This window comes from Occallatibacter riparius (assembly GCF_025264625.1).
Taxonomy (GTDB): domain Bacteria; phylum Acidobacteriota; class Terriglobia; order Terriglobales; family Acidobacteriaceae; genus Telmatobacter; species Telmatobacter riparius.
Map to the genome: position 1 here is coordinate 1,034,761 of NZ_CP093313.1, position 22,869 is coordinate 1,057,629.

Annotated in this window: 13 protein-coding genes and 1 pseudogene; 11 read left to right on the forward strand and 3 right to left on the reverse strand. The window is 54.5% G+C overall.

The genetic code is table 11. The features are described 5' to 3' along the window. Positions 1–23: 23 nt before the first annotated feature. The 3 genes from MOP44_RS04165 to MOP44_RS04175 all read left to right on the forward strand — a co-directional run bounded on the left by MOP44_RS04165 (position 24) and on the right by MOP44_RS04175 (position 3,333). Positions 24–440, forward strand: coding sequence for a hypothetical protein (locus tag MOP44_RS04165; protein WP_260794653.1), 417 nt, complete (start codon positions 24–26; stop codon positions 438–440). A gap of 115 nt (positions 441–555) precedes the next feature. Next, the gene (locus tag MOP44_RS04170) at positions 556–1,839 is read left to right on the forward strand and encodes a hypothetical protein (RefSeq protein WP_260794654.1); all 1,284 of its coding nucleotides are present in this window, start codon (positions 556–558) and stop codon (positions 1,837–1,839) included. Between the two features lie 561 nt (positions 1,840–2,400). Further along, on the forward strand, positions 2,401–3,333 hold the full coding sequence (locus MOP44_RS04175) for a YidC/Oxa1 family membrane protein insertase (RefSeq protein ID WP_260794655.1): 933 nt from the start codon (positions 2,401–2,403) through the stop codon (positions 3,331–3,333). 381 nt (positions 3,334–3,714) lie between these two features. Here the strand turns inward: MOP44_RS04175 and MOP44_RS04180 are convergent, their stop codons facing one another. Then, entirely contained in the window at positions 3,715–5,280 is a 1,566-nt protein-coding gene (locus tag MOP44_RS04180; RefSeq protein ID WP_260794656.1) for a ParB/RepB/Spo0J family partition protein, read from the reverse strand. 842 nt (positions 5,281–6,122) lie between these two features. Between MOP44_RS04180 and MOP44_RS04185 the strand changes: the two genes are divergently transcribed. The 4 genes from MOP44_RS04185 to MOP44_RS04200 all read left to right on the forward strand — a co-directional run bounded on the left by MOP44_RS04185 (position 6,123) and on the right by MOP44_RS04200 (position 12,418). Beyond that, complete coding sequence (locus MOP44_RS04185) at positions 6,123–6,902, forward strand: replication protein RepA (RefSeq protein ID WP_260796608.1); 780 nt, start codon at positions 6,123–6,125, stop codon at positions 6,900–6,902. Between the two features lie 2,053 nt (positions 6,903–8,955). After that, positions 8,956–9,741 (forward strand): restriction endonuclease, encoded by a 786-nt coding sequence (locus MOP44_RS04190; RefSeq protein WP_260794657.1) that lies wholly within the window; start codon positions 8,956–8,958, stop codon positions 9,739–9,741. 1,139 nt (positions 9,742–10,880) lie between these two features. Beyond that, positions 10,881–11,825, forward strand: coding sequence for a PfkB family carbohydrate kinase (locus tag MOP44_RS04195; protein ID WP_260794658.1), 945 nt, complete (start codon positions 10,881–10,883; stop codon positions 11,823–11,825). Then, a complete protein-coding gene (locus tag MOP44_RS04200) occupies positions 11,822–12,418 on the forward strand; it encodes a 7-cyano-7-deazaguanine synthase (RefSeq protein WP_260794659.1) in 597 nt (198 codons plus the stop codon). The genes MOP44_RS04195 and MOP44_RS04200 overlap by 4 nt, the downstream gene beginning before the upstream one ends. Before the next feature lie 675 nt (positions 12,419–13,093). Here the strand turns inward: MOP44_RS04200 and MOP44_RS04205 are convergent. Together MOP44_RS04205 and MOP44_RS27985 are read right to left on the reverse strand one after the other, a co-directional pair. Continuing rightward, a complete protein-coding gene (locus tag MOP44_RS04205; RefSeq protein ID WP_390905480.1) occupies positions 13,094–13,885 on the reverse strand; it encodes an 8-oxoguanine DNA glycosylase in 792 nt (263 codons plus the stop codon). Positions 13,886–14,515: 630 nt separating this feature from the next. After that, the gene (locus MOP44_RS27985) at positions 14,516–15,808 is read right to left on the reverse strand and encodes a tyrosine-type recombinase/integrase (RefSeq protein WP_390905468.1); all 1,293 of its coding nucleotides are present in this window, start codon (positions 15,806–15,808) and stop codon (positions 14,516–14,518) included. A 369-nt stretch (positions 15,809–16,177) separates the two neighbouring features. Here MOP44_RS27985 and MOP44_RS04215 point away from each other — a divergent pair, with 369 nt between their 5' ends. The 4 genes and pseudogenes from MOP44_RS04215 to MOP44_RS27990 all read left to right on the forward strand — a co-directional run. Further along, on the forward strand, positions 16,178–16,999 hold the full coding sequence (locus MOP44_RS04215; RefSeq protein WP_260794662.1) for a TnsA endonuclease C-terminal domain-containing protein: 822 nt from the start codon (positions 16,178–16,180) through the stop codon (positions 16,997–16,999). Further along, positions 16,975–19,212, forward strand: coding sequence for a hypothetical protein (locus MOP44_RS04220; protein WP_260794663.1), 2,238 nt, complete (start codon positions 16,975–16,977; stop codon positions 19,210–19,212). Before MOP44_RS04215 ends, MOP44_RS04220 begins: the two co-directional genes overlap by 25 nt. A gap of 34 nt (positions 19,213–19,246) precedes the next feature. Further along, complete coding sequence (locus MOP44_RS04225) at positions 19,247–20,731, forward strand: TniB family NTP-binding protein (protein ID WP_260794664.1); 1,485 nt, start codon at positions 19,247–19,249, stop codon at positions 20,729–20,731. Between the two features lie 447 nt (positions 20,732–21,178). Next, positions 21,179–22,858, forward strand: a pseudogene (locus MOP44_RS27990) (TnsD family Tn7-like transposition protein); the annotation flags it as partial. Positions 22,859–22,869 lie beyond the last annotated feature (11 nt).

Below are 22,869 nucleotides of genomic sequence, written 5' to 3' on the forward strand. Positions count from 1 at the left end.
CCAGGTTGCCGGAGGATGAACAGTTGGCTCAGAAGAAAGCTACAAAGGCCCGGAAGGGAAACAAAGAGGGCCAGCGCTGGACTGATGATCGCGTGGGCATGACCCTGCGCCTCCCTGTAGAACTCAAAGAGAAAGTGATCGAAGAGGCACGCGTGGCAGGCGACCTGTCACGCATCGTTTTGTTTGCCATGGCCCACACCGATCCTAAAGAAGTTGAGATCATTCAAACTAGGAAGACCGGACTTGGCTTGGCGAATCCCATGCTGCTCCACATCGGCAACGAAGCGCGGATCAAATTGCGGGAGTGGGCTGAGAGCGAGAGCGTCAGCGTGAATGCTGTTGTGGTCAGCATGCTGGAGGACTTTTTCAAGCAGCTCCGGAAGAGTCGTGCACTCCGTGATGAACTCCGGCAGGAGATACGCGCCCATAGAGTTCTGTGAATCCTGCCAAATTGAATTCCGCCCAATTGACGAGCGCGGCTATGTCGGATTGTAGGGAACTTGCGCGTTCTCATGCGGGTTGATGACCTAATGAGGAGCGATCGCTCGAAAGCCCATGAAGGAGGAAGCCTTGGATCATTCGGCGGTTCTCGATTCTGTCGTAAAGTTTTACCTCGAATCGCACGACTTCAATGGCTATCCGGTCTACAAGCTGAAAGAGGAGTATGGCGTTTCCGATTTAGAGGCAAGAGGGTTGATGGAGGACTTGATCTCTTCCGGCGCGATCGATGTGGTGTTAACCGGAAATCCGCACATTAAGCCATTCAACTCTCCTGGCATCGACGCACAATTAGCCGGACTGAAGTCGCTCGAGTTTAGCGAGCACTTTTGCCTATATCCACGCCCCGCAACCCTTGCAGATCTTCCAGAAGTGGGTCATTACAATGATCGGCCTTATACTCTGCTACTGGCGCGGGGAGAAGGGCAGTTGGAATTTCGCACGTTTGATCTTTCGGTGCTCGAACACTATCGAAATGACCCTAGATATATATACGAGACAGATTCCATACACGGCAACATCTCCGTACGGGATGCATTCTATGAATCTGACGCCATGGAGAATCGAGACCAGGTCATTTTGCAGACGTTTGGTTTTGCCTATGATGCAGAGATGAACCGGGCTGTCGCCGTATATCTACGCTATCTCTCCGGGTTGAGTCCCGAACACCAGCAGCTTTGGCGGGCTAAAGAATTAGCTGGCAATTTCAAAGTGCATCCTGATTATTTTCGGAGCACGATCCTAGGAGAATGGGGCACCCGAATCCCCATCTTTGATGCGTTTATCGAAGAATTGGCACTCATCAACAAGATGACAGAGCTGATGAAAATGCCGCCAATGTTTCGTCAAACCTACTCGGAGCAGAGACCTCGCGAGTTCGCGTTCTTGCTAAGGCCCACATTAGCTGAGTTCAATCGGTTTGTGCTCCTGCTCGATCAGATGTTGTCCGATAACCTGAATAAACAGTTCTTCGCTTCAGCCTCAATCCCTCTGGAAGATGAGGAAACACGATCCGACGGTAAGATCATTATTCATGCGCGGGGGACGATTGCGCTGCTTGAGGCTTGGATGCGTCGATATTTTCATCCAGCAGATCCCGAACCCATGGAAAAGATCTTCACAACGTTTCGGAAGGTCCGTAAGCTGCGGCAGCAACCGGCACACAAGATCAATGAAGATGCATTCGATCAACAGCACTTCAAGAATCAGCGGGAACTCGTCATTGAAGCCTACGACGCCGTCCGGTACATTCGACAGGCTCTTGCTAATCACCCTTTCGTAAAAAGGAACCCCCCGAAAATTGCAGAAGAACTGTTCGACGGGAAGATCTGGGATATTTGATCTTCCCGTTTATTACTCCCCATCCTGCGACGTCAGGTAAATCCCGAAGGTCGACTTGGAAAGCGGGCTGCTTCAATCTTCACTCGAGTCGCGCAACCGACCGCGTTGTACAATGGCTTGCATGGCAAGGCACGTGACAAAGCCTCAGGGCTACAGGCAGACAGCGTCGGAGCGATTGTTCTGCTTGTTTGTTCTGTGCCTTCCGTATTACCAGTCGTTGTTGTTTGCAGGGATGAGCGGGATGATCTCTTTTCTTCTGCTCACCATCCTGCTCATGTTCGTGGTTGCGCGGTCGCCGGCAATCTACCGAGTCATTACAGCCAGCCTGAGGGCTTTCCCGCGTTCTTGGATGGCTCCAAGCTCAGACCGTTGGAATCCTTCGTTTAATTGGCGTTCGTTCCCAATCCCCCAAGAACCAAGTCTCGCGCCTTCCTTCCAGCGCCCTCCTCCTCTCTTTTCCTGATCCCAGTGGGTTAGCGTATGGCGACCTTAGGGCGCCATGCACGCGCTTTATCGTCCCATGGTGCTCCGGGCCATTGTCCCGGAAGGAAAAGGTGTCTCGTGCCCGAAATCCAGAATCCCAATTTTGAATCCCGGAACCCCAGTACTGCTGGCGATATCCGTTCACTGCTAAGTTTCATCGTGCTGGCCGTTGCGCTCTTCTTCGGCCTTCAATACCTCCGCCACGGTGAACTGATCCCGGCGGTTCCGGCCAGTCAAAGCCAATCGCAAGCGGTACAAACTGAGATTGCCAGGGCGTCGTTGCCAGCATCGCAAAGCCAGTCCATTGCGAGTCATCGCGAGTTCGGCTGGCTCACATTTATAGCCAAGCCACTCTACCTGGCGTTGCGCGTTCTGAACGATCAGGGAATTCACAACTGGGGCTGGTCAATCGTCGTTCTCACGGTGATCTTCAATCTCCTGATCGTCTGGCCGCGAGTGATGTCGATGAAATCTTCTCTGAAGATGATGCGCGTTCAGCCAAAGGTCGAAGCGCTGAAGAAGCGCTACGCTCACCTGAAGCTGAATGATCCAAAGCGCTCGGAAATGAATGCGGAAATGATGGCTTTGTATAAGGCGGAGGGGGCAAACATGTTTGGCGGCTGCTTGCCCATGCTATTACAAATGCCCCTGCTCTTTGCTTACATGAAGGTGCTGCAAAATGCGGCCGAGTTGCACCATGCACACTGGTTATGGCTCGCGGATCTCGCCTCGCCAGATCCTATGCACGTCTTGCCTCTTCTCATCATCGGGAGCATGGTTCTCACGCAGTGCATCACACCGACCCCGAGTATGAGCCCTTCTCAACGCTGGATGTTCGCGCTACTGATGCCAGCGATCTGGGGTTTTTCGCTCTGGCATTATGCTTCAGGCTTGTCGCTCTATTGGGTCACCGGCAACATCTTCAACCTGTTGGTGCAGGTCGGGATCAATTGCAGCAAGTTAGGGAAGGAGATGCGCGCTCTCTCGCGAGAGCGCGCGGGGGCAAACTGAAGGCCCATCGTCAGATGGGCGAATATACGATCGCGCTTTCGACCGTGTTCACACCGGCTTCATTCTTGGGAACCTCTGGCTCCTCAGACGTATCCATAGTTCTCTTGCTGCGCGGCTCTCGTGGCCGCGCCCAGGGAGCAGCCCTGCGAATGAATTCGCGCTGTGCCGCGTCCAAAGCAATGCGAGCTTGGCAAAGGTCATAGAGTGAGAAGCAGCACGAACACGCGCCATGGATTCCAGCGCGTCCGTCCTTTTCAGGGTTGTAGCGAGGATGGCGACTGCACTTGCCCTTGACCCGCTCGGTAATCTTCAGTTTGTATGTGAATTGCAGCATCATCTCCTCCTCTGAAGAGTGGGGCCATCGCTGGCCCCCTCCGTGGTTTAGGCCGCGACTCTCTTGCTGGACTTTTTCTTGGCTGATTTTGTCTTGGCGTTTGCCTTCTTCTTCGTCGCATTCGCAGAAGGCTTCTTGGTTGCCGTCTTGGGTTGAGCGGGAGCGAACAACTTCTCCGCTTCGATCAGATGATCCGTCTCCCCCTCGCTTGGAATGTCAACATGGCCGGTGAGCGACAGCCGAAGGGCGAACGCAGGGAGCTTGTCGTCTTCCATTCCGTCCACTACAGAGAGCAGCACTTCCTCGGCGCTTTGCTGGTTGTTTTCGTCGTCGCCGACGAAATGTGCTGCCACATCGTCAGTAAAGTCGTATGCGTCGATGTTGATGAGGGCTCGAAGGACAATGCGGAGCTGCGGCCCGTTGAATGTCGTGGGTGCATTGTCGAGAATGCGATTGAACGCCTCGGTTCGGCGTTTCAGGAGGCGTTTGCGTTGTGCCTGCTCCTTCTCAAATTCTCGCTGTCTAGCCTCGGCCTCTGGGTCGATGGGAGCGACTCTGCGCGGATGATGAACGGGGCAGTCGGGATCTGTGCAGACTTGCCGGGTGGTCCCTGCGCCATCACCATAAACGACTATGGCCGTCTTTGACGCTTCACACGGCGGGACGTACTCGCCATTTTCGCTCTCATCTTCAGGCGCTTCGAGATCGGTGTATTCGTTGCGAGACAGCGTGCCTGGCTGCCGTTCCCTCGGACTCCGATAGGCGGTTTCTATCTGAACCAGTTCAGGCTTCGCGGCAACCTCGCGCTGGACATGTGCCGAGAGCTTGATGTAATAGCAATCGGAATCCATGCACTGGTCTCCAGAAACATCGGAGAACAGAGAGGTGTTATATCCGCTTCGACGTGGGCAGGCTGAGCACGATCCCGCATCGGGATTGAGGCTCGCATCGTCGCGGTCAAAAGGTGCTTCGTCCAGCGGAAGGTAGACGTTGTTGGCTATCCATGCCGAGAGATATTTGGCAGGGAGCAGGTGTGGTTCATTTTCCTGCCAGTCTTTGCGCCAGCACTGTTCGAAGGCGTCCTTCTGGCGATCCCGAGGAAGCCGCGCAATTAGCGTGGCATGGCTGGCTGTAATGCGCTCCTGTTGGAATGCTTCGGCAACCGCGGGGATGAGTTGAAGCAATGCGAGACGGGCGTAGACAAGGCTCTCGCTCTTGCCGGTCTTTTCTGCCAAGGCAGCTACGTCGTAACCGGGGAGTTCAAGGAGCCTTTGGAAGCCCTGGGCCTCTTCGTAGGGATGCACATCGACTCGTTGGCTGTTTTCAATCAACTGCCACTCAAGCGCTTGCTCATCGCTCAGAGAGACGACACGTGTGGGAATTTCCGAAAGCTCCGCAAGCTGCGCAGCGCGGTAGCGACGTGCGCCAGCGACTATCTCGAAGCCATCGGCATTTGGTCGGGCGACAATAGGCTGGATCAGCCCCTGCGCTTTCAGGCTGGCGGCAAGCTCCAGCAGTTTAGCTTCGTCAAAAACCCGCCGGGGATTGGTTGGGGACTCGTGGAGTCGTGAAAGCTGAAGCATCTGGAATGCTGACTTGGGAAGTGTGCTCATCGGGTTGTCCTTCGGCATTTTGGTATTGGCGGTTGTTGTTAACCAACAACCCCTGAGCCACCCGGCGGCGAGGGCAGGGGTAGCAAGTGCAAGCCGAGGGGGATCTCCCACCCTTGGAGCAAAGCGGAAGGGGGCGTAGCGCAGCGAAGGTCTGCACGGAACGTAGTGGAGGAAGACTGGGGATACGGCTTGTGCGCGCGAGGGGCAGCGCCCATTAGGAAACGTGCGTGGAAAGTGACGGGCTTCGCATAGTAATGCAACGGATTCTATTGAAATGAACACGTCAGTAATGGTATAAAACACAAAACTGATTGTAGCGCGTTTTAGCTTCTATTGAAATGTGCATTGCACTACAGGCGCATCTAGTTTGGAGAAGAACAGCGATGACTATCGAAGAAGCTCTAGTCAAGCAGTATGGCCCGCTCCTTAGTCTGGCGAAATTGGCCAAGGTTCTGGATCGATCTCCCGAGGGGTTGCGCATTAGCCTTCGTTCGTCGGGTGAATGGGTCAAGCAGATCAATGCAGCTCGTCTGCGACTTGGCCGAAGGGTTTATTTCCGCACTTCAGAAATCGCAAACGTCCTGGACGCACGGTGACGCCATAGAGTGTCTTCTGACCTGACAAGCATTCGATCCATACTATGGCCGGAAGGTCCGCGTGATCCGCTTTCGCGAGGGTCGTCCGATCGCCGGAACGGCGGCGCCGTTGGCCGAAACGGGAATGTCTCGAACGCACCAAGCGTACACGGACGAGGGCGGAATGCCGAGAGGATTCTCTCGTTAGTGAGCTCAATTCACGGTGAGTCAGCCATTGAGGCGGACGCTCTTGGGTTCATGGCAAAAATGCTTGTTCAGACAACGCTCCCTCATCGGGCGCAACCAGGGACGCAATACACACGTACCGATGGCGACGTAACACTGTCGATTACGGATCTGGGAGGCGCGGGGCTCCCTTACGGCGCTTATCCACGGCTCATCTTGATCTGGATGACAACCGAAGCTTTGCGAACGGGAGAGCGAAAGCTTGAACTGGGGCGTTCTCTGTCGAGTTTCATGGGGCGGCTCGGCCTGCAATGTACTGGCGGTCATTGGGGAACTATTCCTCGGTTTAGGGATCAGATGGAGCGCCTTTTTGGCGCAGCAATTTCCACACGATGGAAGCACGAGCAAGCCACGGAAGTCCACGTTGGGGGTTCCAACCTTCTGCTTGCGGAAGAATTTGATCTCTGGTGGACGCCACAAAAGCTGTTGCGAACTCCGCCGCGGTCGAGCGTAACGCTGTCCCAAAAGTTCTTTGAACAGCTTGTTGAATCACCCATCCCGCTCGATCTCCGTGCAATCAGGGCACTGAAGCAATCGCCACTGTCTCTCGATTTGTATACCTGGGCAACACGTCGCGTCAGCTATCTGGAGCGCCCTACGCTGATCTCCTGGGCGGCACTGCGCCGGAGCTTCGGGGCCGGGTACGCCGACACACCGCAAGGCCGCGGCAAGTTCCGGGCAAAAGTCCTTGACGCTCTCGGGCGGGTGCGCTGGGTCTATTCGGCGCTGCGTTTTAAGGTCGAAGACGGCGGCGTTCTGCTTCTACCATCGGCTCCGCACGTTCCCAAGCTTACAAAGTGAGCAGCCAGCCCTTTTTTCTCGTGTGGGCGGATGGAGGTGAATAATAGTTTCGCCTACCGTGCAGCAATTCCGCCTACTGGTCTTCAATTTCCCCTACCATCGCCGGGAAGCGGGACTGGACCCATCCAACATTTCCGTTAACTTCCGGCAATTTCGTTAACTTCCAACGATTCCGTTAACAAATCTAGAGCTCCGCGAGACAAGAGGTCGGTAAGTCAATGAAACTTAAGGTCTTCCGTCTTCTTGAAATGCGGGGATTTTGGCAGGGACTGGCTTCTGAATGCCGTTGCTGCCAATCTGGTCTGGAAGGCCGCTTTACCCTCAGAGGTCGACGCCGAGACTCACTCTGATAAGAGGTCATTTCCCGGGACCAGAAGTGATCCCGGGAATCTGATCAGAGGCCGAGACTTGCCGACGCGTTCTCGCTGGGCCGGATATACAACGGCGCAAAACGCAGGGTGAATCAGCCACGCAAAGAGAGCGCGCTTGACGATGATAAGCAGATTATCCTCCGGTGATGTCGACAGCGGGCGGACAGCACGCGATCACGCTCCTTGGTGCCGTCATAATTTCATAATTCGCGCTCGTCGGCAAAATGAAGAACAGAGCACATTGTCTTTCCGCGCCAACATGCGCGTTTCACTTTCGCCGGCATGGGCGGTTGCGGCGTGCCACAGCCGTTCCCGTTGCGGTGAGAGAGGATTTGAACCTCCGACCCCCTGGTCCCGAATTTGCAACTGATGTGCTACGTTGTTGATTCGTTTAGGCCGGTAGTGCGTTTTATTGAACCTCAATGCACGGTTTTCGGCACTTGTTGGACTCAAGTTGGACCCAATTCTCTAGCCCCCTGCCCCAAATGTCTCCTGCCGGCCAGGGGATTTTACGGCCATTGGCCGCGGTCAGCTACTTGTCAACTTCGTTGTCGTCTGCTCGCAGGGTGCGTTTTGGAGATATCCTATTTCACACGAGAGATTCTGGTTAAATGGCCTTGCTCTTTGGCGGCGCGCGGACTTCATTGATTGTGCTGAGCACAATCCTTGGAGCGTCTTCCATTGCAAGCACTCAGACGAGCCCCGACCTTTCACCTCTGTCGCCTGATGAACGACGATCGATCGAGTCAGCCTGTTCCTATCCGAAACTCATGGAGGGGCCGGCCGCCTACGATCGCTGCCTTCGAAACCAGCTCGCAGCTTGGTCGGTCGGTCCTTCACATCCAGATCTCTCATCTCTGTCGCCTGATGAACGACGATCAATCGAATCAGCCTGTTCATATCCGAAACTCATGGAGGGGCCGGCCGCCTACAATCGCTGCCTTCGAAACCAGCTTGAGGCATTGTCTTCCGGCGCCTCTCATCCCGACCTTTCACCTCTGTCGCCTGATGAACGGCGATCGATCGAATCAGCCTGTTCATATCCAAAGCTCATGGAGGGGCCGGCCGCCTACAACCGCTGCCTGCGAGACCAGCTAGCAGCGTGGTCGGTCGGTCCTTCACATCCGAATCTTTCACCTCTGTCGCCTGATGAAAGGCGATCAATCGAATCAGCCTGTTCCTATCCGAAACTCATGGAGGGGCCGGCCGCCTACAATCGCTGCTTGCAAGATCAGTTACAGTCCCTCAAGCAATCCGACGTTCGCCAATACAACACTCCGTCAGCGAAGCCGCCGCCGGATAATAGTTCTATTCAGAGTCCGGCGTACAGGCCAAACGTTTCGGATCTGAGGGAACAGCCTATTCCCGGCATCGAGGCTCACGGATCTAAACGACACCGGCAGGTGTTAGGGCCTAACAAGCAATCCGAAGACCGCTCTCCTTCGCCGTCTTCGGTTGACAAACTTCTGAAAGCCGGAACTCAGCACGCATATCCGAAACTCCCGAACACTCTACCGATTCAGAATGCCCCACCGCCGACAGATTATTCGTGGTCGATTTTTGTTCTATTCATGGGCATCTGCGGAATATGGATTTATAGAAGACTCCGCGATCGTCTCCAGTACCAGTGTCCGAGGTGCAAACGTCCCGTTCTATCCCAAGCGAGCATTTGCTCCGACTGCATGCAAGCAGTCAATCGAGAAGCTGAAGAAGCCGAAAGAAAAAAGCGCGCGACTCAAACAGCTTTCGATCAACGAATGGCCGAAGAGGCATCGCGGCAAGAGCGGCAGCGCCGTGAAGCAGAACGCCAGGAAGAGGAACGAAAGAGAAAGTTGCGAACTTTGGAAGGGCTGCAGCAGCTTTCTGGCACCGAATTTGAGGAGTTGATCGCCTCTTTGTTTCGGAAGGATGGTTACACGGTACGCTGTTGCGGAGGTTCAGGAGACGAAGGCATTGATCTGATCCTTCAGATAGCAAGCGATAAGGATGTTGTGCAGTGCAAACGCTGGAAGAACGATATTGGTTCTCCGGTAGTCCGTGAATTTTATGGATCAATGATGCACGCCAACGCTCGACACGGCTTCATGATCACGACTGCGGCGTTCAGCCAGAGCGCTCGTTCGTTTGCCAAAGGTAAGCCTATTACGTTGATTTCGGGCTCTGACATACTTCGTTGGATCGAGAGAGATTACTCAGCCCGACGGTCCGCGGAATCATCAGAACGCTACCGAGGACATCAATCCGATTCAGCCTCAGCAACTGGCACAGCAGGCTCGTTTGATCCCTACAGGATTCTCGGGATAAGAAGAGGAGCAAGCCGCGAAGAGATTCGCGCTGCATATCGACGGGAAATGTCCAACTACCATCCCGATAAGGTCGCGCATTTGGGGAAGGAACTTCAAGACCTGGCGAAGGTCAAGGCGCAAGCGATCAATAGAGCCTATTCCGAATTGGCTGGCCAGGGCTGAATCGTACACCTATCATCTCACTGTCTGTTACGATGACTCGTGATGACTGCCGATAAACGATCCCAAGGTGTCCTAAAAGAGTTCGAAGTGGCATTTGCTGCGATCGCAATTGCGCTTGCGATGGCTGCTAAGGAACGCTCCTTTGGTCCTGCAGTTACAGTCGCCGAGTGCTTCGGCCTAAAGGAGCGAGGGGATGGACATGCATCAGCAACATGCATATACGAGCGTTGTGACGGTGATCTGTGCCTTTGGCTTCGGACTCACTGGTATGACCAATCGCACCCATTCTCGATTCAACCTGATATGAACAAGCTCAGGCTAGAACTGAGACAAGGGTCAGCGGTGCTGCGCTCGACTGAGACATGGTATGAAGACTGAGTGAAAGTCGCAGCTAACTGCGGGGAGAGCAACAGACTGTGTGGAACGACGCGCCATACCATGTGGCACACGCCATCAGCGAATAGCATGATTTTTCTTGCTACTGCCTGGTCTCTCCAGAGTACAATCCTACTCACAAGTTACTTACATCGATACGTGGAGGCTAAGGCCATGTCAGGTGGCGGAGGCGGCGGCGAATGGCGACCCGCACCGATTCAGCCCAAAGAAGGCGGAGGCGGGATTGCAGATCCTTGCGATGTTTCAGAACTCACCTCACTCAACTCAGTGGACCGGACTGTGCTCGCAACGGTGAGTACCGGGAACACACTCGAGGTCCGCTTTGATCCGGGGCCGCCGCGTAGGCTTTTGGCTCAAACTACAGCGGGACAAACAGTCGGATCGATCACATCCCCTGCAATGGCCCAAATTATCCAATGCATCCAGAATGGGCGCGCCTATGTGGCTGAGATAAGGTCGATCCAGGGAGGCAGTTGCCAAGTGTGGGTGCACTCGCAATGAGTTCGATTACGGTAGTGGGGGGTGTTTACCATGAGCGGTGTATCTGGCCTGAGTGGAACCAAATTTGGGGATCAGGAGGACGCGCTGCCGGAGCTATCTCAGGACACGTCAATGAGGTCCACCTCATCAGTTATGCGCGGCCTGATTTGGCGAAAGCCTTCGCACCATATGTGGCACTGTGTGGCTTTCGGTTTTCACCTGTGGACTCGCCTGACGCCATCTCATTCGAATACGTACATTGTTTGTCGAACCCGTCGATAAATCCGATACGTGAAAGGATTCACCAGAACGATGCCATCTCAGTCAAGGACGACGTCGTGTTGCGCTTTGGAATGCTCGAAGGCACGGCCGTCGTTGACTCGGAGTTCTGCGTCTATGATCCCCAATCTGCATTTGCGCCCGAGCGTTTCGGGGACAATGGCAGTCGGGCTTCCAGGTTAGCGATAGTTGCCAATCGCAATGAGATTCGTTTGATGACGGGTTTGCCCGATCCGATCGCCGCGGCGCAGTCTTTGTTGCTCGAAGGAGCCGAGCTGGTCGTAATTAAGGGCGGAACAGAAGGGGCTCTCGTTGTTCAGGCGAGTGGAGTTTCTCCAGTACCGGCGTTTGAGTCTAGAAGTTCATGGACCATAGGCTCAGGAGACGTTTTCGCGGCCATATTCGCTGCTCGCTGGGCAGGGCATCAGGATACGCCTGAAATCGCTGCGGAACTCGCCTCAAGAGGTGTGGCTGAATACGCGGAAGCGATGGCACTGCCGATTCCGAACGCCGACGTTCTTCGCGCGACGAAGCGCCGATCCGTGACGAGAAAGCCCGGGAGAGTTTACCTGGCCGGCCCATTTTTCTCCCTCGGACAGCGATGGATCATTGATGAACTGAGAAGCAGTTTCCTGGGATTCGGCCTTGGTGTGTTTTCACCTGTTCATGACGTCGGAAGGGGTCCCGCTGAGGTAGTCGGCCCGGCCGACTTGAATGGCTTGGAATGTTGTGATCGGCTGTTCGCCGTTCTTGATGGATTGGACCCAGGAACGATATTCGAGATCGGCTATGCTCGTCGAATGGGATTGCCCGTGTACGTTTTAGCCCAGTCTGTGGCCGCCGAAGACTTGAAAATGATCCAGGGTTCTGGCTGTCGAATCTTCGATGATTTATCAACGGCAGTTCATCATACCGTGTGGCTAGTGTGAAGACTGCTCTTCTCCTCTCAGGCGGAATGGACTCGATTGCCATAGCATTTTGGAAGCGGCCCGCCTTGACTGTTACTGTGGACTATGGCCAACTCGCCAGCAAAGCCGAAATACGGGCATCTGAGGCGGTGTGTGCGGTTTTAAACATTGAACACCACATCGTGCGCGCGGATCTAAGCTCGCTCGGAAGCGGTGATCTTGCAGGATCTAGGCCGCTCGGCATCGCTCCAGTTCCTGAATGGTGGCCATTCAGGAACCAGATGCTCATAACACTCGCAGCAATGAAGTTGGTGCCACTTGGCTGTGACCGCCTAATGATTGGGTGCCTAAAAACTGATGGTTTTCACGCAGACGGAACATCAAGATTCATCGAAGCTGCCAGTGATCTCCTCGAGATGCAGGAAGGCTCGTTGACGTTAGTAGCGCCAGCGATCGGTCTGACTGCGCCTGAATTGATTAAAGCTGCGAAAGTACCCCTGGACGTGCTGGCTTGGGCGCACTCCTGTCACACAAGTGATTTCGCCTGCGGCGATTGCAACGGGTGCAGAAAACACTATGAGACTTTTTCACAGTTGGGCTTGCCTCCATACTGAAGACCCCCATCCACGGAAAGTGCCGCGCCCTTTCGTCCCCTTCCGTTGGCCCATCCTAGAATCAGCTCCGGGACCGGAATTGCTCCATCCTGGCAAATGTAGCTTCACCGAGGTGATGGAAAGCCGTCGTTCGTATCGGGATCTGAGTCCAGCTCCCTTCGAATCCATTGTGAATGCAATCGCACTAGCGCTCCACCCGCGTTCACTGAAAGTTGAGGATGAGTTTGGGCGCAACCGGGGGCCGGCGATCTCTGCAGGCGCACTCCATCCCATCTCGGCTCTCATCATTCCCGGACGCGACGATAGACGCTTAATGCGGTACAACGCGCTAGATCATCAGGTGGAGCGACTGGACTGTCCGGAACCTGCGATTGAAGATTGGTGCGTCAAAGCAGCAATGGTTCTGCCAAATGCGGTCGGTAGTTACGTAATTTTGATTGCGGACTCCGCACTTCCGAACGCAGTGTACCGCTCGGCGGACTCTCTGATCTGGCGCGACTCGGGAGCGGTATTACAGCTCTTGGCGATGGTTTGTGAAGCTCTTCGACTTGGCTTCTGCCCCATGGGGCTTCTTGGAAAAGAAATTGCAAAAAGCTTGGACAATGAAGGCAGGCTCTGCGCAGTCGGGAGCGCTGTGCTGGGTAAGTGTTCGACCGGCGGTATAGCTCCAGCGAATTAGGCTGGCATCAGTTGACGCGTGTCCTCGAAGAGGGTTAGCTGTTTGGAGTGTCCGTTCTGACCGGACCTAAAGACTGCTTCAGAGAAGCGCCTCATGTAGTCCCACATGAGCGCATCTAAGAAGCTCGGATTGATTTCGAGTGCGTCCGCGAATTTGACGAATTGTTGCTCTAGTTCTCGGTAATTTTTCTCCGGTATCCACCCATCAGGAAACAGTCCGATGTGGCGCCCCGCCCGCAAGATATGGACGTCAACCACTGCCACCCGACTCCCGGGACGCATATTCCTTACGATCCAAGAAGCGGTCTTCAAACCTATTCCGGGCAAATGCGCCAGTGCGTCACGGAATTCAATGTCGTCAGACGGCTCAACAAATTCCTCGAGCATGCGCAGGCTCTCGCTAAGGTACCGTGCCTTCTGGCGCGCAAATCTGTATTTCCTGAGAGCACTTCCGAACTGTATGGGCTCCTCTAGCGCACGTTCAACATCGGCCGAAGAAGGAGTTTGCCGTAGCAGTCCAAGGCTGCGAACTCGCTGATATGCGCCCATGGCAATGCCTGCTGGCATGCCATAGCCGCCCAGCAAACATGCCGCAACTTCTTCGGCTAGGCTGTCGCCCAGGCGCAAGTCAGAGTAGGTACCGAGTGCTAAATGCTGCCAAGCCTGTCCTCTCCAGTATGCCGGGGTCAAAATCTCGTCGAAGCCCCCCCACTTGATGCCCGGAAGAACCATCTGGTCAGGCGAAGGAAGCTTCAGTTGCACGCTGTTGCCACCGATCACTGAATACATGATCTGCACCGTTGTCTCCCTTATTGAGATGCAAGCTCATCCTGCGCCAGTGGTGAACCCAAAACAGCTCTCGATCACAATAAAGATGGCAACCACGGAGGGTCAAGGCAGTTCTGTTCCGCAGTGCGACACGCATACAGACGGCCTCGCCGTGCCATTATTCTTCGCGTTTTAGAACCTATTGATAGTCGGCGATTTTCGCTCGCCCGTTAGCCGTTCGTCGCCGATGACAGCCTAAGGGTTCAGCCAGCCCCCTTGGACTTTCCAAGCCGCGCTTTTCTCAGGCAAACTATCGCTAATACCAAATTCAGACCTAATTGCTAGGAGACGGTTTCCGTCGACATCTTCCTGCGTGCTTGCTCCTGTCGACCCGACGATCGCTATGCCAACGCCCTTCCCGGTTGATAGGGACGTCGAGACTCCGTATTGCGAGGTGGGGGTCGCTACGATCGAGAATGAGCTGCCATCGGTCGCGGTCCCGTTTTCTACGGGGCCAGCAGTCGACTGATGACCGTCCGGACATCCATTGCTCGGGACATATTGGTAGTAGGGGTTTGTGCCAAAAGAGAATGGGTGGGAGGTCCCACGTGCATCCACGTAGACGAAACTGGTGAAGATCCGCTGGACATACTATGATCTCATCCGAACCGCAGAACTTCGCCGTGAAAGTCGCTCCAGGGGAGTTCGACTGCCGGAGAGCTCGAGACGTTCACCTCTTACGATAAGGAGCAGTTGTATTTCGATTTCCGCCTGCTCCGGGACATAATGAGCAAGGCAATGGCAGGTGGGACAAAGTGCGACGCAGTTGCTCACATTGTCCCTTTTCTCCGCAGCCGCGACGATGTGGTGAATTTGGAGAAGATTGGGATTTGCAAATCTGAACCCGCACCGCTGGCATGTTCCATTCGCCCGTTTGAGAACTTGTTCCCTAATTTTGCGATCGCGGCGAATCCCAGACCGGACGCTCGTGAAAACCGCTTCGTCGTTGGCCTGCGTTATCAACACCTCCGGTACAACGATATCCATATAGGTGTCATCAGGAACCAACCGGCGCCTCGGATACGAGGATTTCTCTCGGGATCTCGCCGCCTGGACTCTCGTATCCAAGCCATCCATTGCTAATGCTCCGCTGTGAAACGGCAATCCAGGACCGCGTTCTTGCCTGAAGTGCCTTAGCGACACTGAGAGCGACCTCCGTAATTCGAAGGGCGTGACAGCAAGCCCTGAAATACGCCCAAACCGTTCACACAGACGGCGGACCGATCGCGGGGAAATGGGACCTCCATTCACTTCGAAGACGAGACCTGAAGCAGAGTGCACTTCGCGCTCCCAATCCCGTATCAGATCTACGGTTTTCCCCACAGCCTGCACTGTACGAACACGGTGTTTCGCCTTCTCGCCGACTCGAAAGTCCGCGGAGAAATCCCGGATAGTCACATCGTCCCATCGCAGGCCACAAATCTCCTTGATCCGAAGGCCCACATCCGCAAGGAACGCGATCATCAGTCGATCTTCAAGCGTGCCATTCTTCTCAACCGCCGTACGATATTGACCGATCTCATGGAAATTCAGCCATCTCAGTTGTTCTCTCCGTGAGCTGGGGGTTCCCCGGGTGTATTTGCCGCTCTGAACTCGACGGCTGCTCCCGCGCTGCACCCATCCGAGGAACACCTTCGCAGTTGCGAGCTTTCGCCGAAGAGTGCTCGGCCGAAATCGCTGAGACAAATGCTCGCGGTATAGATCCAATTCACGCTCGGTCAGATCGGCGAATTCCAACGACGATCCGTGGTTCGCTTCAATCCAGCGCAACAACTCCTCAACGTCGGCTCGGGAGTTCCTTATCGCACGCACCCCGACGCCCTGATCCGCCAAAGCGGTGCAAAAGCCGCTCATGAGTTCTGCATTGTGCTCCCGAGATCTCATTACCCCCGTTATATCCAGAAATTCTTATTGACGCAAAACAACCTTAGTCATATTATGCGCCGTCAGACAGCATAATAGTGCGGCGGAACACTTGAGATTTTCCGCTCTGAACAAAGCCGGGGAACGGATTGAGGGCGCCCGGGGTACGTCTGCTCGCTTGTTTATCGCGCACGCCGGGGCACCACCATACTGTCAGGCTGGGAGCTCTCACCTGAGACCGTTGATCTCCCTCCGGGAGGTTGGAAGACAGAAGCGGCTCGGCAGAGGCAGAGGACGGACCTAACTCCCTATCGTCATGCTCGATGCCCTTTGCCCTTCGCCAAAGATCACCCGCCAAAGGAGTTCACCATGCCATCACGACGTAGACGAATGACGGGGCGCGCCATTGCCAAGCGCAAGAAAGCTGGGCGGGGAAAGGGTAAGCATGCCGAATACGACCCCTGGGTGCATACAACCGACTTCGCTGCGATTAGCACATGCTCGCAGATCACGAACTGGAAAGACTCACGGCGAAGCCACATTCTGAGCTTCAGTGAGCGAAAGAATTTCTTGTGTTACGACTTCGCGGACGTGATCACCGACATCCGCGAGCAGTACCCTCTCGAACTGGAAGAAACGATTGAGATTGCCCAGTATCTCAAAGTTCCTCATCCGCGCCTAGATGGAGAACTGATGGTGATGACCGTTGATTTCTACATCGAACTCAACGGCATCACGTACATAGCACGCGATTTCAAACTTAGCAAGCATTTATGCAAGAAGAGGGTACTTGTGAAGCTCGAGATCGTGCGCCGGTACTTCGCTCTTCGCAACATCGATTATGGAATTGTCACGGAGTTGGACATCCCAGAGGTTTGCTGGTGGAACGTAAATTGGCTTCACCCACGACGCGACATTGACTCACTTTATCCTTTAACGCCCGCGCAGGTTCAGCGCATTGGGACGTCATTATCTGACGTGATCGCAGCGTCACGGGAGGTTGTTCTGGCCGATGTATGTGATCACTGCGACTCGGAGCTCCGCCTTTTCGAGGGAGCTTCGCTCGCTGTCGCACGCTTCATGCTTGCGAATAAAGCGTGGACTGTGGACATGCGTTCCAAGCTTCTGGAACCTACCCAGCCGATGCTCATCGAAGTAGGCGATCTGGACAAATTGTGGAGCAGGGCATGTCGGACAAATGTCTCCGAATAAACGAGGTTATCGAGTTCGACGCTGGGACCCCGTCCGCACGCGCCGAACGAGTCCTGTTCATCGACGCCACCGGTCGGTCCGTGCTCATGATTGAAATCTTCGGGTCTGGCTCCAAGGAACACTGGGTCAATTTTGAGGCAGTATGGAATGCCCTTGCAGTTGGCACAGCAAAGTCAGTGATCGACCCCTACGAGTATCTTATGTTGCCAGACAGCGACTATTCCGAAGCGCGTAGGGCCGAGAAAAGAATGCGCGTCGAAGCGATGTCACTGCTCACCAAAGCGGAGCCTGAATTGAAATTTAACCCTAACAAAAGGGGCGAGCTGATTCGTAAGATTTGCGCCGAAGACCGCACAGACGCGCCCCGTCTGAATAAGGGATCGGTCTACATCCTTTGGAGGCGGTTCCTTCAGCGCGGCCAACTCGACAATGCATTCCTTGGCGACCATGATCGCGCTGGCTGGACGACTGAGATGCGTTCGGACCGAAGTCACGACGCAAAACTCGGCAGAGACCGAGTCGGCGACACACAAGCAGAAGCGCGCGCAGGGGTTGTTCTGACCCACGACTTGAAGCAAACAATGTTCGCAATCGCCACTACGTACCACGAACAGCCGGTTAACGGCGTGTTTCTGACTTGGCCAAAAGCTTGTGAGCTTGGAAGGGAACAATTCTTTAACAAGAACGTCACCGTCAATGAAGACGGTGTGGCAATTTACGAGATGCCCGAACAAAGCACAATGCCTTCCGACGCACAGATCAAGCGAGAATACTATAGACGAAAACATTTCGGGGAGATCGTCCAAGCACAAAGCTCGGTAAAAAGCTTCAATCTGAATCTGCGACCTCTCAAAGAAGATCAGAGGCAGATAGCGTACGGTGCGATGGATGTGCAACAGGCGGATTTCGACTTCCTTCCAATTTATGTCGTGAATCCAGTAACGCGCAAGGTCATCGGAAAGCCCACCTTAGCGGGCATTCGTGACACCATGTGCCGAGCCAGAACTGCTTCGGCGCTTACTTGGGAGACAGACAGCGCCGCCGCTGCTCTGCTCGCCATTGAAAACCTCGTGTCCAACAAGGTCGAATACGGCAACTCTCTGCGGGTCACTATAGAGCCCAGCTGGATGCCGTACGAAGATCTGGGTGACGCGCTTCTGACCGATAACGGCGGTTTTATCACCAAATGTGCACTGCAACTTTGGGACGGCTTACGCCTCGAGTTGATGCACACTGGCAATTGCCGGCCAGAGATGAAGCCCATAGTAGAGTCGTCATTCAAGAGCCTTTACGATGACCTAATAAAGCTTTTACCCGGTGCTGTCCCTCCGGACGCAGGAGACCCGGACTCAGATCCCGTGGCCAAGCGAGCGTGGGAGCGGGCGAGACTGGACATCACTCAGCTTCGACGCCTAATCTTCTGTTACGACGTCTCTTACAACAGGTTTCACTATCTTAAAGACTATCCCCTTGCCGATGACATGAAGGGCACGGTCCGCCCTATTCCAAACGAGCTCTATCATTTTTCGAACCGCAAACGAACAGGAAGGCCGCGTCACACCTCCCTCGACGTTGTCCGGCTTCACTGTCTCACGCGTGATATCGCCACAGTAACGCGCGAGGGAATAGTCTACCGGGGCAAGACATACATTTCGCAGAGAGCGATTGATGAACATTGGCAGGAGAAAGTCGCCCGCCTTAAGCACTTCTGGGACATCGAGGTCCTAGCGGATCCCCGCACTGCCGCTCGCATCTACCACCTCTTGCCAGGTCATGCCCGCCTACTGGCCGAGCGCCTCCCGTTTCTTGAGCCCTGCTGGCGAACTCGCTCTCTCAGAGAGCGCACTGATGTTGATTTCGCGGATATTGAACATGAGCAACGCCGGCAGAAGGCGGAATATAACCGAGCCCAGGAAGGTGCACCACAACAAGCGGCCTGGCTGAATGGCTATGTCAACGACACTGTCCAACAGGCTACGCAAGGGACCGAGGCAGCCCTCGGCTGCAAGAAGCAAAAGAGAACTGATTTTCGCGAGAACTGTCGACAAGCTCGTGAGCAGGAACGAGATGAGAATGTTCATGCACCGAAGATCACCTCTAATGTTCCAGATTTGCAGGAGACCGTTCAGGAGGAGGCACTTGAAAACATGACCGCCTCAGAGCAAGCACGCCTCATTGCGCTGATGTCTGGTGATTCTAAAGGGTGCAGCTGAACCATTACCTCTATTCCATAGCGGGAGATCGTGAATGACTTCGAACAAACGCGCAAACATACCCCCCAGACGTACAGGCAATCCTTTCATCGATCGACTGCCATCGTTGCTTGCGGAGGACGTGTTTTCCAAGCGCTTTCGGCAGGTCCCATTTTACGAGGAGGAAATGAGACAAGCGAGCAATGAAGCGAGGCTCGAGTACCTGCTCGATATCCTCACATACACCTGTCCTCTGACTCGACACTACGATCTATATCTGTCGATCTGGCAAATGCTCCGGCATGGATACCTGATGCGCGATCCCACTGACCCAGATTTTTGGCCTCGTTGGCGGGTGAAGATGCTGGCCCTCAGGGAAGACTTGAGCCAATGGAATATGCCAAAACTGCGACGCAAGCGACCAAGACCGTTCGTCGCCTCGCCTTTTGACGCCTCTCTATTTGGGCTGTCTGGGAATGGCAAATCCACCTCTGAAGGTCGCATTCTGCGCATGTTCCCGCAGGTTATTGAGCATCCCCGATTCAACATCCGCCAACTCGTGTGGGCCGAAATGGAAACATCCACCCAGTCCTCGACCAAAGACATGCTGATTTCTGCGATGGCTGCAGTAGATGACGCCTTGGGAACAAGTTATGCCTTACGCTTCGGAAAGGGCGAAGAGTACCACCTTCTCTTCCACGTCATCAACATTTTCCATGTGAATGCGGTGGGATTACTTGTATCCGACGAATTGCAGAACCTGACAAACCTTAAGAGTCGCGGTGCTGATGCGATCCTTGGCTTCTTGCTTCGGCTCACGAATGAATCGAAGACGCCAATGATGGCGATGGGCACATACGAAGCGGAGAAAATGATGAAGACGCTTCGAATGAAGCGGCGGTGGTGGCGCGCTGGAACTCCGGAGTGGAAGCCGCTTGACCGACAGAGCGAATACATGGTCTTTCTCGCTGGGCTCTGGCCACTTCAATACACAAGGGACGTCACTGTTCGAAGCCCTGAGCTTGAGGATAGGTTGTACGAGGAGAGCCAAGGGATTCCGGACTATGTGGTTCGTCTGTACATCTTGGCACAGAAATATCTGATTGTCCGGAATGACGGCGGAAAGAGATCGGAAACGATTACACCAACTCTACTTTCTCAGATCGCACGTGAATACCTTGGACCCGCACACGCTGTTTTGCAAGCACTCCGCGCAAGGGACACTGAGTTGCTCAAATCTCTGGACGATGTGGAACTGCCGCCGATATCGCAGCTCATCACACATCGAGAAAATTCCTCAACGGCCGCTGGCTCTCCGAAGAAACCTTCCTCCCCAACTGAAACGAGCGATTCGGACGAGCCTACAAGACGAGCGCGGCCTCACACTGCGAGGAATACCTCGAGGAATCACAACAGCGTCTCCCCATCAGCTTGCGAGCTCCTAACCACCGTCGGCGACGGCATCGGCAAGCCTGATGTTGCTCACGACAGACTCAGGAGCGCAGGAGTAGTGAAATCTGGAGTCGAATTCTGGGAGTGAAGAAACTGGGAGGGTGAGGAGCATATTCGCTTCAGCCGGCCACGTTATCACCATAGTGAATACTCGCCGGAGTGATGCCGTTCACACTGCACGCACATTCTGACAACATAGGCGTCTAGGCACTTCTAGTGATAATGCCAAAACGCCTCGCCGCCACCGCTCCGAGCCCACAGAGATGGCGGTCTGCATTACGATACTCTCCACCTGGCATACCACACGAGGACCCGCATCTCTGCAGGCCGCTTGCCAGATCACTTTGCGCACCCGTACGACAGACGACTCTCCCTTGCCTTGACTCGAGCGTGGCATGTTGGATTATAAGTTGGCCCGTAGAAGCTTCTAAGGCGTCTAAATCTATCAAGTTCGCATCTTTATTAGGTGCGCGGTGAGAATGAGCTTTCGTCCGCGAAGACATATATTCCGTCAGCGTCTGATCGGGATTGCCTTATGCTTGGATATTTTCCTCTGATTCGAACAGACGAATCGCTTTACAGCGTCGGATCCGAATATAAGAAGCACTATCCTGGTTCGTCCGATTGGGACGTATCACGGGATCTATTTGGGGTGGATAAGATCCACGATATCGTGGATACGCCATGCCATTTGCTTTATCTCGAGAATGAGCTGCCAAAGACATTCGATATTACCGCTGATTATCTGATTCAGAAAACAACTGCCATGCCTTACTTCGCTCCGTTTCTCCGGCCCGAGGTTGCATGTGCGGCCACCGCCGCCATGAAGGGTCGACTAGAAGACGCACGATCTTTCTTCGTAAGCTGCCGGAACGGGGCAAATCGTTCGCCGCGGTTCTTGCGGGTATGTATGGAGTGCGTAGCGGAGGATCGGAGAAATGGCGGAACGACGTATTGGAGGCGCGCTCACCAACTTCCGTCAGTACATATTTGTCGGCTCCACAAGACCTTGCTGGTGCCAACGAACGTTAGTAGGGGAAGTATGGTGGCCAGTCGATATATTCACGCAGATGATGTGGTGTACGCGACAGGGGTGTATCGGAACAGCCGGTCTCTCTCCAAGGAGCTGGAGTCCACCCTGCTTTGGCTCAGTGAGCAGACTCACTTTCTGCTAGACAATTGGATCCGATGCCTGGATAAAAATGAGTTACATAGAGTCTATATTCACCGGCTGCAAGAGGCCGGATTGGCAAATGCAAGCGGTACAGTCCGTACCAGCAAAGTCGCCGCAGAGATTTCAAAGCGATATACCCGTATTGGCATGTCCCAGTTCCTGCAAGTCGGGCTCACCCCGGATCACATCCCCGGATGGTTGTGGCGAGCCCTCTGGGGTAGAGCATGTCCATTACAGCATCTCATGCTGATGCATTTCCTGGGCATGTCAGTGGCAGACCTCCTTCGCGATTTGGGATCACAGCATTGTTGGTTTGAGGAGGGACCTTGGCCTTGTTTAAATCCCACCTGCTCAAGCTTCGAAAAGGGCGTCATAGAGACACTGGAGCTGACACTATCGAGGGGCAAGGTCACAGCGATTTTCAATTGTCCATGCGGTTACTCGTACGAGCGAATCGGCCCAGATCGAAATGGTGAGCATCGCGAGTGCCCCCTAAGGGCGGTGGAGAATGCGGCATGGGATAGCGCGCTTCGTCGCTTGTGGTCGAATGAGTCATTGGGCGTAGCAGACATCAAGCGGATGCTCCACACGAACTATAGCGCCCTTGAAAGGGCGCTCGTGCGTAATGGCCTGAACCCGCTGGACAAACCAAAACCTGCTGGAAAGCATTGGCCTCGTAATGTAGAGCTTTGCGCCGGTGTATCGCATAACCGAGCGATGTTGAGAGCGAAGCACCGGCAGGCCATATCGGAGTGGCTTGAGCAACACCCGAATGCAACGCGTTCCGACCTCAATGAGGGACTATCTCGCGCTGTTCTTTGGCTTCGGAAGAACGATGGAGCTTGGCTCACCCACAACATGCCTGCACCTTTACGCAGGAAGCGGAGCGAGACGGACATTGAGACCAGGGCGAAACTGAGCAAAACAAGGCAACGAACCAGAGATTTGGCCATTGTTGGAATGGTGAAGGATGCCAGTAGTAGGCTGTTTTCGATGCAAAGCCAACCTCAGCGGGTGTCGAAGCTGGCGATATTAAGGCTCATCGGATTCCC

Excerpts from the sequence above, each read along its gene's own strand:
- MOP44_RS04170 (WP_260794654.1), top strand. The coding sequence starts at position 556 with ATGAAGGAGGAAGCCTTGGATCATTCGGCGGTTCTCGATTCTGTCGTA.
- MOP44_RS04180 (WP_260794656.1), bottom strand. The coding sequence starts at position 5,280 with ATGAGCACACTTCCCAAGTCAGCATTCCAGATGCTTCAGCTTTCACGA.
- MOP44_RS04185 (WP_260796608.1), top strand. The coding sequence starts at position 6,123 with ATGCTTGTTCAGACAACGCTCCCTCATCGGGCGCAACCAGGGACGCAA.
- MOP44_RS04190 (WP_260794657.1), top strand. The coding sequence starts at position 8,956 with ATGCAAGCAGTCAATCGAGAAGCTGAAGAAGCCGAAAGAAAAAAGCGC.
- MOP44_RS04205 (WP_390905480.1), bottom strand. The coding sequence starts at position 13,885 with ATGTATTCAGTGATCGGTGGCAACAGCGTGCAACTGAAGCTTCCTTCG.
- MOP44_RS27985 (WP_390905468.1), bottom strand. The coding sequence starts at position 15,808 with ATGAGATCTCGGGAGCACAATGCAGAACTCATGAGCGGCTTTTGCACC.
- MOP44_RS04215 (WP_260794662.1), top strand. The coding sequence starts at position 16,178 with ATGACGGGGCGCGCCATTGCCAAGCGCAAGAAAGCTGGGCGGGGAAAG.
- MOP44_RS04220 (WP_260794663.1), top strand. The coding sequence starts at position 16,975 with ATGTCGGACAAATGTCTCCGAATAAACGAGGTTATCGAGTTCGACGCT.
- MOP44_RS04225 (WP_260794664.1), top strand. The coding sequence starts at position 19,247 with ATGACTTCGAACAAACGCGCAAACATACCCCCCAGACGTACAGGCAAT.